Consider the following 13,393-nt stretch of genomic DNA (forward strand, 5'->3'; position numbering starts at 1 on the left):
ATACTGCAAGTAAATAAAAACGGGCGGCGCTCATTCATTATTGCTGAGGCCGCCCGTTCTCGTGGGTGATAACGCTAAGTTAGCCGTTTACTCAGGCAGAGCGTAACCAATCACGTAATCGCCCATCTTGGTGCCAAAGGTGCCGTGTCCACCCGCCGTGACGACCACATACTGACGGCCATCCTGGCCGGTGTAGGTCATCGGCGTGGCTTGGCCACCTGCTGGCAGGCGTGCTTTAAACAGCTCTTCGCCAGTAGTGATGTCGTAGCCGCGCAGGTACTGATCCAGCGTGCCGCTTAAGAACGACACCCCGCCAGCCGTCGTCAGCGGGCCGCCTAGTGCAGGAACGCCGACGTTCAAGCCAATCGGTAGATCAAACGGCATGCTGTCGCGTGTGGTGCCATTGCGGTGCTTCCACACCACCTCGTTACTTTGCAGATCGATACCGGCTACATCGCCCCAGGAGGGCGCTTGGCAGGGCAGGCCGAGCACTGAAAGCAGCGGGCCAAGCTCAACGGCATAAGGTGCGCCTTCATTGGCTTGTAAACCCTGTTCGCTGGCAGAGCCTTGGCCTTCTTCTACCTCTTCACGAGGAATTAACGTAGACACAAACGCCAGGTATTTAGCGCCAGTGAAGAGCGCTTGGCGCTCGGGATCAACGGCCACACCACCCCAGTTCATTACACCGACATTACCTGGATAAACAATACTGCCTTCCAGCGAAGGTGGCGTGTATTGGCCCTCGTAGCGCAAAGAGTTGAACTGAATACGGCACATCATTTGATCAAACGGTGAAGCGCCCCACATGTCGCGCTCGGTGAGCGGCGGTGGCAGCAGGTTAAGCGCTGAACGCGGCTGAGTCTCGGCGGTCCAGTCGCCTTCCACGGCGCCCTGAGGTGCAGGAACCTCTTCAATGGGCACAATCGGTTCACCGGTTTCACGGTTCAATACATATAGGCTGCCCTGCTTGGTCGGCTGAATAACCGCGGGCTGGGTGCCATCACTAGTGGCCAGGTCAATCAGTACCGGTTGCGCAGGTGAGTCCATATCCCATAGGTCGTGGTGTACGAACTGGTAAACCCACTCAACCTGACCATCTTCCAGGTTGAGTGCCACTAGACCCGCGCTGTAGGTTTCATCGTTCTCGGTGCGGTCAGCGCCATACTGGTCAGGCGTGGCGTTACCCATTGGCAGGTAAACCAGGCCTAGCTCTTCATCAACGCTGATCGGTGCCCATACGTTGGGGGAGCCGCGGGTGTAGGTTTCGCCTTCTGGTAGCGGGTCGGTGTCGTCGGGATTACCGCTATCCCAGTTCCATACCAGCTCGCCGGTATGCACATCAAAGGCACGAATAACGCCTGAGGGCTCGTCAATGGAACTGTTGTCGGTGACGTGGCCGCCCAGAATAACCAGATTTTCGGTTACCGTCGCAGGGGAGGTGGAGTAGTAACCGCCCGGTGAGAAATCGCCAATATTGTTGGTGAGATCGATTTCTCCGTTATTACCAAAACTGGCACACCGCTCACCCGTATCCGCATTCAGCGCAATCAAGCGTGCATCCGCCGTGGGTAGGTAGAGCCTGCGTGGGCACATGACGTCGGTCTCGCTGAGCATGGGTTGCTGCGGGGCGCCGTTTTCTTCTTCAACACCAAACAGCAGTGACAAGAAGGAGAGATCCAGACTGAAAATATCGCTGTCATCGAAGATATCAAAAGAGAGTGCCGTTGCACTGTTCGGGGCAGCGTCACTGTTCGTCACTTCTGTGCTATCGGTTGCAGAGTCATTAGTGTCAGTAGAATAGTTTGCGGCGTCATAGTAGGCGAGGCCGCGGCAGGTCATATGTGCCCAGCCAGAAAAGTCATCCGCCCCCATGGTGCTGATCTCGGGGTCAAATGCCCAGAGGGTTTCACCGGTCTCGGGTGACAGCGCCATTGCCCGGCTGTGAGAGGTACAGATATACAGGCTGTCATTCACTTTCAGCGGGGTATTTTGATTGGTGATCTCCGGGGGCGCATTGGGGCCCGCTTTGTCACCGGTTTGAATCCGCCATACCTCTTCAAGCTCGCCGATGTTTTCCGGCGTAATTTGATCAAGGGAAGAGTAGTGGGTGCCTGCATTGGTGCCGCCATAGGCGGGCCAATCATCGCCCGCCACTTGGGCAGGGTTTACGCTATCGGTCGTTGATTGGTTGTTAGCGGCTAGCGACCCTTCGATAGTACCGGGATCGTTAAACTGGCTGGCAATGGCCACGATAACAGCGGCAGTAATGCTGCCAACAAGCGCCAGACTGCCGCCTTTTGAGTGTAGTGGCTTACGCCACCAGGGCAGGAGCAGCAGAATACCTATTAAACAGAGAATGGCAACGCGAGGCACTAACTGCCACCAGTCGAGACCAACCTCCCACAGAGCCCACACTAATGTGGCAAAAAGAATCAGCGCGTAGAGCCACAGAGCGGCGCCTTTGCGCAGGGCAAATAGAATGCCGCAAGCAATAATGCTAAGCCCGGCAATTAGGTAGTAGGCGCTGCCGCCTACGCTGACGAGCTTGCTGCCGCCAAAAGCAAGCACCAAGCCGATAATAAATAGTAGCAGGCCAACTATAATAGCTGGCCATTTACTGTGAGCGCGCGTGCTTTCTTCCATGAGATTTCCCCTAGTGAAACGTACTTAATACGTTAATGCATGCCGCTTAAACCCTAAATTCAAGCAATAAGTGCCAAGCGGCGAACCCGCAACGCGCTTTAACCCATCGGCGGCGCCGATGGGTTAAAACACACCGCTATGGTGGATGATTTTAATAATCAATTCGCTATTGGTCTAACGATTTGATGTTTTTTTCTAAGGCGGGTGCCCTACCGCCAGGGTAGTTAATGTCGCGGTAGGGTTAGCCAGAAGGCGTGAGGTTTATAGCTTGACCAGCATTTTACCGGTATTGCCGCCGTCAAACAGGGCCAGGAATGCATCGGGGGTGTTCTCCAGGCCTTCTTTCACTGTCTCTTTATATACCAGCTTACCTTCCGCTACTTGGGGGGCTACTTCGTTCAGGAAATAGGGGTAGCTAGCCCAATGGTCAGCCACAATAAAGCCCTGCATTTTGGCCTTGCGCACTACTAACTGAGAGAGATTGCTCGGGCCGGGGGTAGGCTCTTTTGCATTGTAGCTGTCGATCATGCCGCATACGGCAATCCGCGCACCTTCATTTAGCTGGTTCAATGCTGCTTCTAGGCAGATACCGCCGACGTTTTCGAAATACACATCAATGCCGTTGGGGCTGGCGAGCTTAATGGCGTCGCTTAACTCCTGTGCGGGACGGTCACGATAGCTAACCGGTTCAACGCCCAATGATTCAAGCCAGGCCAGCTTATGCGCAGCCCCGGCAATACCGACCACATGACAACCTTTGGCTTTGGCCAACTGTACTGCCAGGGAGCCTACGGCACCGCTAGCCGCGCTAACCAACACATTGTCACTCGGCTTGCATTCGGCAATCAGGTTGAGGCCAGTCCAGGCGGTCATGCCAGGCATACCGAGTACGCCCAGATAGGCTTGTTCGGGAACATCGATATCGGGTAGCGGCGTGACGCCCTGCGCAGGCAGTTGGGCAATATCCCGCCAACCGCCCATATGGCTCACTTTGTCGCCCACTTTTAAGCTTGAATCATTGGTCTCGATGACCTCGCCAATGGCACCGCCTTCCATCGGCTTGCCGAGTTCAAACGGCTCCACATAGGTGCGAATGCCGCTCATGCGACCACGCATATAGGGATCTACGGAAAGCCAGCGGTTGCGAATACGCACTTCACCTTCGGCTAGGTCGGGTAGGGTTTGTGTTTCCAGCTTGAAGAGCGTGCGATCGGGTAGGCCTTTGGGATAATCGGTAAGCGTATAGAATTGTGACTGCATGGATTTGTCTCCTGCGAATACTGAGCGTGTATCGAACTCCTTGCAGCATAGAGACCATTAGCCTGCTTGCAAGTTCGTTAATGTATCGGGAAGTAAGTCACAAGAGGTAAGCCATATAAAGAAACAAGGTGACCATTGCTGGTCACCCTGTCTGTTGACTACTTTAAGATAACGATGCTTCGTGTGCTGTCGCATTGATTAGGCTAATGGGTATCACACAACAACCAAGGATGTGTTATCCGTTAATCCAACAGCGTTACCATCACTGGAGCTGTACCGCGGCGAATCATGCCAAGCTTCGCTGCCGCGCGTTTAGATAAATCAATAATGCGTCCTTGAATGAAAGGGCCACGATCATTGATCAGTACTTCTACCTCTTGCCCCGTGTCCGGGCGTGTCACCAACACCTTGGTGCCAAACGGCAAACTCGGGTGGGCGGCGGTCAACGCCTGCTGGTCAAAGGGCTCTCCACTGGCAGTGGTCGCTCCTTGAAAGCGGTCACTGTAAAAGGAGGCGACGCCTTCCTGCGTTTCTGTTTCATGTGCAAAAGCACTATTAGCAGCGCTACTTACCACTATCGCTGCCAAACAAATCGTTCGGATCAGTCGTTTTTCGGCTCCCATGGGAGTACCTCGGTTTTGCTTGTTGCGAATCCCGCACTCTTGATGAGGTGCCTGAATAGGCTTTTCGATACTACCCTTGTCGCAACGAGTCAGCAAGCTTTGAGAAGATCGATGCAAATAGGTTCAATTTCAAGATTTTTAAATCTCTACTTATGTGGCCTTGGGTTTCAGTGACTTATCAACCCAGGTATGAAATGAATAGAGAAAGCACTTTGTGCAAAGCAGCATTCTTCATGAAACGCTCACTTTAATTGAGTAAGCATCTTATAATCACTGACACTTATCTAATTAATGATTGTCATTGCGACTCAACAAGGAACCGCTCATGGCTAGATCTTCTTCGTTTACGTTTGTATTGGTGGCGATCGGTGGCGCAGCCGTTGGTTTTCTCGCTGCTCAAATTATTCCCTTACCGGGGCAAACCGCCGATGAAGCGCCTGACGAAACTGCTGAGACAACTGATCAGCCGTCCGTTGCCGAGGCTATTGTTGGCCTTGAAAAGCTCACGCTTGATGAGCGCATGCGTGGCGAAATAACCTCGGCCAGCGAGCTGAACGGTAACGATGGCAGCCGCTTCATGCGCTACGCCATCGCACTGGAAGAGGATGAGATTGTTGAGATTTCTCTCAACGGAGCCTTGCAAGGTGTTGTGGCGCTTTATGATGTTCAGCTACAACTGCTCGATAATGCCCCTATCGTTCGTCACCGTATAGAAGAGAGCGGCGACTATGTAGTGGTGGTTAGCGGTGCCGATGCCCACAGTTATGGCCCGTTTACCGTTGTCAGCCGAACCGTTGAGCTGACGGATGCTGACACAGTGGCAGTGGGCGAGCCCATCGATAGTTGGCTGCAAGGGGATGCCCGTGAAATCACCTTGAACATAGAAGAGGCAGGCCTCTACCAACTGGAAATGCGCTCTGACGACTTCGACGCTTACCTGGAGATTGAAGGGCCGAACGGTTACGCCCGCGAAGACGACGACAGCGCCGGTGATTTAGACGCGCGCATCGCTGATTTCCTTGAACCCGGTGAATATACGCTGACGGCACGTAGCGCCTACGATGATGGCAATGGCGTTTATACGCTTTCAGTAGAGCCTCACGAGTTACCGGGTGATGGTGAGCTGCGTAATGATGGAGCGCTCACTCCCGATGACTCTCTCAACGGCTGGTTTAGTGGCCAGGGGCTTAGTTACCAAGTAGAAGTAGAAGAAGCAGGCATGTACCAAATTGAGATGCGCTCCAGCGATATCGATTCCTACCTGGTGCTTGAAGGGCCTAACGGTTACTACCGCGAAGATGATGACAGTGCCGGCAATCTGGATGCTAGCATCGCTGATTTTCTTGCTCCCGGTGAGTATCAGCTAACGGCACGTACTGCCTATGGCGAGAGCAGTGGCATGTTTACGCTCTCCATGGCACCGCGTGATATGCCAGATGTTAATCTGCGTAATGAAGGCACGCTTACCCCTGGTGAAGCGCTTAACGGTTGGTATAGCGGTGAACCGCTGACGTATCAGTTGGAAGTAGAAGAGAGCTCGTTAGTGACGTTGGAAATGCGCTCTGACGATTTTGATACCTTTATTGAGATCAGTGGCCAGGGTTTTGTCGCCAGCGATGACGACGGCGCGGGCGGTACCGACTCACGGCTTCAAGAGCAGTTGCTGCCCGGCACTTACACGGTAAGCGCACGCGGGTTTAGCGCTACCGGTAGCGGCTTATTTGAACTAAGCCTCGACATGGAGCCGACGGACATTCCCCCAGAGCTTTAATTGTTAGCGTTAATCGATAATACCCAGCGCCCCTGTTGCTTATCGTGATAGGGGCGTTGGTTTATTGGTCGATGGTGAGGAGTGAATTGTGAGGAGTAAATTGTCAGGTGTGAGGAGAAAATGGCAAGGGGTTAACGGCCAGCTTTGAGGCAGCCTGCCACTACCAGCACGGTCGCGGCGGGTAGGCGCCAGTCGAGCACGCTCATGCCTGCTAGCACCAGCAGTAGGGCGGCTAGAATCGGCACGCCATACGCCAAGCTGCCCACAAGGCTCGCGTGCCCCCAGCGCAATGCTTTATCCCAGGCCACCATGGCTACTCCGTAAGGCCCTAAACCCAGTGCGATGCCCGCGAGTAACGCTTCACCGCTGGGGAGGGCGAGGGTGCCTTCCAGTATTAAGCTGGCAGCCACGGCAATAGCGCAGGTAATCAGCAGTAGCCGCGGCAGCAGGGGTGTTAAGGCCACTGGTGCAGCTTGGCTTAACCATGAATAGATCGCCCAGCAGCAGGCGGCCAGCAGTGCTAGCGCGTAGCCCGTGGTGGCACCACCCAGCCCTCCACTGATGGCTTGAGGAACCAGCAGTAGCGCAGCGCCTGAAAACGCAATCAGAGCGCCGACCACCCCTGCGATGCGTAGGCGGCCAAAATGGCTCCATTGGCTGAGCAGCACGAACAGCACAGGCCACGTGTAGGTAATTAGCGCCGCTTCGGCGGCGGGGGCTAGCCGCATACCAATAAAGTAGGTGCTGACGGCGCCAAAGATGAGCAGTGGGATACCCACCCAAACGCTGAGTTGCCAACCCACGCCGCTGGCAGCGACGTTTACGCGGCGGCTTAATGGTAGCGTCGCCAATGATCCCGCTAACAGGGTAACGGCAGTTAACTGCAAGGGCGGTGTCGCTTTGGCAAACTCAGCCAGCAGCGGTGCCGAACTCCAAAGCATCACGGCCACCAGCGCCGCACCAACACTGTACCAACGTGGGAATAACGCAGGGGAGTGAACGGGATGCATAAGAGTTCTCCTTGATTTGAGCATGTACCGAGCAGCATACTCATCATCAATGCATCACAATATCGATCTTTTGTGATCGTTTTCATCAAGCTTGGTGATATATGCGTGCCCCCACGTTAGACCTAACCCTGCTACGCACCCTGGTGGCGATTGCGGACACTGGGAGTGTGACCGCAGCTGCTAAACGGTTGGCGTATACCCAGTCCACTGTGAGCATGCAGCTCCAGCGGTTAGAAGCGCAGCTCTCGCTCACGCTGCACGAGCGGGAAGGGCGGCGAATACGCTTTACCTCAGAAGGTGAACGCTTGCTTAACCACGCCCGACGGCTATTAGCACTTAACGATGACGCGTGGAGCGATATGCAGGCGCGCCAGGTGACAGGCGATCTTACCCTCGGCATTCCTGAAGATTACGCTTCGTTGCTGCCTTCGGTGTTTGCCTACTTTCATCAGCTCTACCCCGCCGTGGGGTTAAAGGTGATCTGCGGCACTAGCGCGCATCTCGTTGAGCAGGTTAAAGCTAAAGAGCTGGATCTCGCTCTGGTGACCCGGCAGCGCAACTCGCCGGGCGGCGATGTGATTCGCCGGGAACCGCTGTTGTGGGCAGTCGGTATGAACCAGCAGCCGCTGCTAAGCGACCCGTTGCCGTTGGCGCTCTACTCACCGGGAGCTGACGTATTCCGTGAAGTGGCCGAGCAGGCGCTGCAATCGGCGGAGCGCAGCTGGCGCGTGGCCTATACCAGCCAATCCATGGCAGGGCTGGCGCCAATTGTGACCGCTGGGCTGGCCATCGTGGTGGTGACTCGCAGCATGCTAACCCCTGCACTGAGACCGCTGGATGAGAGCAGTGGGCTGCCTGCGCTGCCGATGATTGAGTTGGCGCTGCACCGGGCGCCGCACCGACCTTCGGAGCCTGCGCGCCGTTTGGCAGAGTTAATACGCGATCAACTGGCAGTGCCCGAACAAGCGTTATAAAGTGGCTTTTGAGACCAAGTAGAGCCTAGGTAATGCTTAGCGTTGATGGCCGTGTAGTGCTTTAATCAGCGTAAGGGAGCGTTACTGACTAGAATGAAGAGCAAATGAATTGGCTGTTAGGAGCACTGCATGCACGAACTGGATCACTATATCTACCCGCATCGGGTGTTGCACTGGCTGGTGGCTGGCGCGGTGCTGCTCTCCTTGGCCAGCGGTTTAACGTTAGGCTTTTTGGGCTATGAACGCACCCTCGCTCTAGTCGGCAATATGTTGACGAACTTGCTGTATACCAGCCATAAGACGCTGGGTGTGCTGATCCTGTTGCTAATGACGCTACGTATTATTACCCGCCTGGCCTTTGTGGTGCCTGACCATGAACCGCCTCTAAATGCCTTCGAGAGGGTGGTGAGTACCAGCGTTCACCATTTGCTCTACTTGGCGTTGGTCGTTATGCCTTTATTGGGCTGGGCGGCTACCGCAAGCGGCGGCTTTCCCGTGGAGTTTTTCCACTGGCATTTACCCGGTCTGATTGGCGAGCGCGAGCAACTATCTGAACAACTCTTTATGTGGCATGGGCGCCTGGGGTGGGCCATTTTAGGTTTGGTGGTACTGCACGTTGCCGGTGCCATGTTCCATTGGAAAATCAAACGCGATAACGTTATGAAACGTATGAGCCTGTTTGATTAATGACCAAGGTTAATACCTAACTCGCCGAGCCGTAGCGATAGAACTCTACCGCTTGGCGTGATTTGACAGCGTACATATGGCTATCGGCTTCACGCAGTAAACTCTCAAGAGTGGCGCCCTCTGTTCCCTGGCAAGTGCTTACCCCAATGCTCACGCTAACACTAACTCGCTCGCCGCAGGGGAGTTTTATGGGTGAGCGAATGGCTTCGTCGATACGTGCCTGTATATTCTCAAGCGTATCGTGAGGTTCGATGTTCTCCATGATAATAATAAACTCATCACCACCAAAGCGTGCACAGTGGTCACCGGTACGCGCCATATGGGCAATACGTTTGGCAATTTGTTGTAAGACAAAATCACCTGCCTCATGGCCGTAGCAGTCGTTAATGGGTTTGAAACGATCCAGGTCAAGCATCAGGAGCGCCAAGCGATGGCCGTTTTGACGATTACGCTCCAGAGCTTCTGCGGCGCAGCGCGCCAGGCCATGGCGATTTAATAAACCGGTCAGCATATCGCCGTTGGCTAAATGCTCTAGCGCTTTAGTTCGGGCAGCGACTTTTTGTTCCAGCACGGCTTCCTGCTTTTTTAGCGCAGCTAGCATAGCGGCTTGAGCGCGCTCTTTTTGCCGTTTAAGTTTGTTAAAGCGTGATGCCAGTGCAAACGAAAGCAGTAACATTTCTAGCGCTGAGCCAATTTGAATGCCGTGTAGGGTAATAAAATTAGCCGGCAGTATGCCCAGATTGCGGAGTGCAAAGACACCTGCACCCAGCAGAAATAGCGACCACGCAAACACGAAGAGTCTAGCGCTGGGTATGCGTCGAAAGCTGCAGTAGCTGCCGCATATCAGGAGCAGTAAAGCCGCCATAAACCCCGTCACATCCATTAGGTGGAGGGCCGCAGGAATGGGCAGCAGCAGCGAGGCAATGACGGCGAGCCAACAGTAGCTGCGAAAGGTGTTTAATACCTGGTGCCAGCGTGGGCAATACGTCTCTGTGTTTAGGAAGCTCTGCGCAAACAGTGTGGCCATGGTAGAGGCAAAGGTGAAACCGAGCGCCACCAAGCGAGATGTGTTCTCACCCAGAAAACTCCAAAACATGAGTGTGCCAATGCCGTTAAACGCCAGAATGGCAAGTCCAAAGCCAGCGACAAATAGCGAGTAGTGAAGAAATATGCGCTCTTTTAAGCCGAAAAATAGCAGTAAGTTATATAAACCCATCGCCAGCAGCATGCCAAAGTAGGTCGCCAGCCAAAAATTATGACGATCATTTTGGGTATAAAACACCTCTGGCGTTAATAAGTTATAATTAAGCATCTTGCTGCCTGAGGCAGCCACATGGGTATACAGCGTGACGGTTTCAAAGGCGGCCAGCTCCAGTGGAAAAACCGCCTGCCGGTGGGCGAGCGCGCGTTGTTCAACGGGAACCGCGCTGCCGCTTTGCTGCACATCGCGGAGTTGTTGGCGAAGCGTATAAAGGGTAACGTAATCCAAGAACGGGTATTCAAACTCCACCATCCAACGCTGGGGTTCCGACGAATCATTGCGCACCTGAGTGCGCAGCCACACATCACCACGGGTATAGCCGAAATTTAAATCTTGGGCTTGGTGCGTGGGTGTAAAAGTACGCGATTGGGCGAGCAAATCGTTAAGCGTTACAGACTGTTCGTCGGCGTGCCAGAACTCGTTATAAGGGGCAAGTGAATAGCTCGCCTGGCTTGGCGATGCGGATAGGAGAGTATTTGCCTGCGCCCAGGGCATAAAACAAACCGCAAGCAGCAGTAATAAGCCGGTGTAAACACCCGCTGTTAAACGTTGTGCATGCATAGGGTATCGCTTTTTTCGTTTTTTTACCCCGTTCGCTGTTCCCTGGGTTCCCTTACCCGCCGGGGGCCGCTAATTCGTCGGCATAGCGCTCAGATGCGGTTTGCATGCCACCCCGCTCAAAAGCAGCTCAAATTTCCTTGTGCCGTACGATAAGCTCTTTGAGTGTAGTTGGCTTTGGTGAAAGGAAACGTTGAAAACTCTCATGCTTAAGTCATAGCACGACTTAAATGTTGCGTAAGTCGTTGAATGAGTTGCCCGCTGTGGCGCCAAAAATGCCAGTACAAGGGCACTGCTAAAAAATGACCGGGAGCAACACTGGCTAGTTGGCCACTGGCCATTAATTCGCCGACCTGCAACTGAGGCATCATGCCGTAACCGACCCCGGCTGTGGCTAAGCGCACAAACCCTTCTGAAGATGGGCAGAGGTGATAAGGAAAGTGGCCGTGATAGCCGCACTGAGCAAGAAAGCGATGCTGCAACTGATCGTGAGGGCCGAAGACGATGGCTGGCGCGGATTGAAAGCTCTCTTTGCAAGGGCCTTCTGGAAAGTAGCGTTCGATATAAGCCGGTGTCGCCAAAGGGTGGTAGCGCATTTCTCCCAGCGCAACACTGCGTGCACCGGCTATCGGTTGTGGTGTGGCGCACAGGCAGGCCGCTACATCGCCATCGCGCAAGCGCTTGAGTCCGACATCCTGGTCTTCAATCACCAAATCCAGCAGTAAACCCTCCTCTTGGCAGATCGTGGCAACGGCCTCGGCCCACCAAGTGACCAAGCTATCCGCATTGATAGCAATCCGCAGACGCGGCGCCTGGTCATCCAGCGTGGGTAGGGAGCCGCGGAGATCGCGCTCTAATAGCTGTACTTGCTGGTAATGGGTCAACAGCCGCTGGCCCGCAGGGGTCGGCGCTAGATGAGGAGAGCGTATAAGCACCGGCTGCCCAAGGCGAACCTCCAGTGCCTTAATGCGCTGGGAGACAGCTGACTGCGAAAGCCCCAGTACATCGCCTGCGCGCTCAAAACCGTCGCACTCCACCACGATTGCCAAGGCATGAAGCAGTTTATAATCCAGCATGTCGGTTTTCCCAAGGCAGCAAAAAGTGACACAGAGCAAAAAATGGTGATGAAACGGCGTAGTGCTCTCTATTTAAGATCAAATAGGATTGAATCTCATAGGTCAATGAATTACATTTCAGGCAGGGCTAGAGCACCAAAACCCTCTCGGGTTGCCTAGCACTTTATGTGAGTAGTTTCTGTAATGCCACAGCCTAAAGGACACTGTAATGCCCGCCATCATGCTCCGTCGCCCTCTTGCTGGCATCGTTGCGCTTAGCGCGCTGATGCCTTTTGCCCCAGTTGCTGTCGACACCGCTGCTGCTGACACCGTTAGCGCTGACGCCGTGGTTAAACACTACGCCGATCTGGCTCATGCCAATTACGCCGATGCACTGAATGCTGCCCAAGCATTGAACGAGCGTATCGACGAATTGCTCGCCAATCCCACGGCCGAAACCCTGAGCGCAGCCAAGCAAGCCTGGCTGCAGGCGCGGGTGCCTTATCAGCAGAGCGAAGTGTTTCGTTTTGGTAATGCGGTGGTGGACGATTGGGAAGGACAGCTCAACGCCTGGCCTCTGGACGAAGGCATGATCGATTATGTCGAAGGCGACGACTACCAGCATGAGCTGGGTAACGAAGGCGCCACTGCTAATATTATTGCCAACGAGCAAATCACTGTCGGCGGCGAAACTCTGGACGTTAGCGACATTACCCCAGCATTACTCGCCGACCTGAATGAAATTGGCGGTTCGGAGGCTAACGTCGCCAGCGGCTATCACGCCATCGAGTTTCTGCTCTGGGGGCAGGATCTGCATGGCTTTGAGGAAGGCAACGGCGAACGACCGGTGAGTGATTACCAAACCGGCGATGACTGCACTCATGGCCACTGCGATCGCCGCCGCAGCTATCTGGACGCGGTGTCCGACCTGCTCGTTGACGACCTTGAGTGGATGGTGGCCCAGTGGGCGCCGGAAACTGAAGGCAACTATCGCCAGGAGCTGCTGGCGGAGAGCGATCAGGAAGGCCTGCGCCGCATGCTGTTTGGCATGGGCTCGCTGTCGCTTGGCGAGCTGGCGGGTGAGCGCATGAAGGTAGCGCTGGAAGCCAACTCTTTTGAGGATGAACACGACTGCTTCAGTGACAATACCCACAACTCTCACTACTACAACGGCCAGGGTGTTCAGAATATCTACACCGGCAGCTATCAACGCCTTGATGGCAGTGTGGTAGAGGGGCCTTCGCTGCAAGACTTACTGTCTCAAGCAGATAGCGAGCTAGCCGACACCCTTGGTGCGCAGCTTGAAGCCACCATGGCGAGGCTTGATGCTATCAAGCAGGCGGCTGAAGCGGAAAGCTCGCCGATGGCATTCGATATGATGATTGCGCCGGGTAACGAGCAGGGCAGTGAATTGATCAACGAGGCGATTCTCTCTCTGGTGGCGCAAACAGGGTCTATCGAACAGGCCGCAGGTGAACTGGGCGTGACCTCCCTACAGCCTGATGATGCCGGTCACCGGTTCTAGAGCGGACTAGCGTCTACTATGAGCCG

General features: G+C 54.6%; 10 protein-coding genes. 4 read left to right on the forward strand and 6 right to left on the reverse strand.

All coding sequences use genetic code 11. From position 1 onward, the window contains the following. Window positions 1-87: 87 nt before the first annotated feature. From E0L35_RS04280 to E0L35_RS04290, 3 genes are all read right to left on the reverse strand, one after another. Window positions 88-2,643 (reverse strand): glucose/quinate/shikimate family membrane-bound PQQ-dependent dehydrogenase, encoded by a 2,556-nt coding sequence (locus E0L35_RS04280; RefSeq protein WP_022523620.1) that lies wholly within the window; start codon window positions 2,641-2,643, stop codon window positions 88-90. A 261-nt stretch (window positions 2,644-2,904) separates the two neighbouring features. Next, window positions 2,905-3,903, reverse strand: a complete 999-nt coding sequence (locus E0L35_RS04285) for an NADP-dependent oxidoreductase (RefSeq protein ID WP_138799714.1) — start codon at window positions 3,901-3,903, stop codon at window positions 2,905-2,907. Window positions 3,904-4,145: 242 nt separating this feature from the next. After that, window positions 4,146-4,526: a septal ring lytic transglycosylase RlpA family protein gene (locus tag E0L35_RS04290; protein ID WP_027957199.1), complete on the reverse strand. Its 381-nt coding sequence runs from the start codon at window positions 4,524-4,526 to the stop codon at window positions 4,146-4,148. Window positions 4,527-4,851: 325 nt separating this feature from the next. Between E0L35_RS04290 and E0L35_RS04295 the strand changes: the two genes are divergently transcribed. Next, a complete protein-coding gene (locus tag E0L35_RS04295; RefSeq protein WP_138799715.1) occupies window positions 4,852-6,297 on the forward strand; it encodes a hypothetical protein in 1,446 nt (481 codons plus the stop codon). 131 nt (window positions 6,298-6,428) lie between these two features. On the opposite strand, the gene E0L35_RS04300 is transcribed toward E0L35_RS04295, so the two are convergent. Beyond that, entirely contained in the window at window positions 6,429-7,307 is an 879-nt protein-coding gene (locus tag E0L35_RS04300) for a DMT family transporter (RefSeq protein WP_138799716.1), read from the reverse strand. A gap of 101 nt (window positions 7,308-7,408) precedes the next feature. Between E0L35_RS04300 and E0L35_RS04305 the strand changes: the two genes are divergently transcribed. Together E0L35_RS04305 and E0L35_RS04310 are read left to right on the forward strand one after the other, a co-directional pair. Next, the gene (locus tag E0L35_RS04305; protein ID WP_138799717.1) at window positions 7,409-8,281 is read left to right on the forward strand and encodes a LysR substrate-binding domain-containing protein; all 873 of its coding nucleotides are present in this window, start codon (window positions 7,409-7,411) and stop codon (window positions 8,279-8,281) included. Window positions 8,282-8,410: 129 nt separating this feature from the next. Further along, on the forward strand, window positions 8,411-8,968 hold the full coding sequence (locus E0L35_RS04310; RefSeq protein ID WP_009286892.1) for a cytochrome b: 558 nt from the start codon (window positions 8,411-8,413) through the stop codon (window positions 8,966-8,968). A 16-nt stretch (window positions 8,969-8,984) separates the two neighbouring features. Here the strand turns inward: E0L35_RS04310 and E0L35_RS04315 are convergent, their stop codons facing one another. Further along, entirely contained in the window at window positions 8,985-10,790 is a 1,806-nt protein-coding gene (locus E0L35_RS04315; RefSeq protein ID WP_138799718.1) for a diguanylate cyclase, read from the reverse strand. A 206-nt stretch (window positions 10,791-10,996) separates the two neighbouring features. Further along, complete coding sequence (locus E0L35_RS04320; protein ID WP_027957195.1) at window positions 10,997-11,863, reverse strand: LysR family transcriptional regulator ArgP; 867 nt, start codon at window positions 11,861-11,863, stop codon at window positions 10,997-10,999. Window positions 11,864-12,071: 208 nt separating this feature from the next. Here E0L35_RS04320 and E0L35_RS04325 point away from each other — a divergent pair, with 208 nt between their 5' ends. Beyond that, complete coding sequence (locus E0L35_RS04325) at window positions 12,072-13,367, forward strand: imelysin family protein (protein ID WP_138799719.1); 1,296 nt, start codon at window positions 12,072-12,074, stop codon at window positions 13,365-13,367. Window positions 13,368-13,393 lie beyond the last annotated feature (26 nt).

It is taken from the genome of Halomonas sp. ATBC28, assembly GCF_005937175.1.
In the GTDB taxonomy this organism is placed as follows: domain Bacteria; phylum Pseudomonadota; class Gammaproteobacteria; order Pseudomonadales; family Halomonadaceae; genus Vreelandella; species Vreelandella titanicae.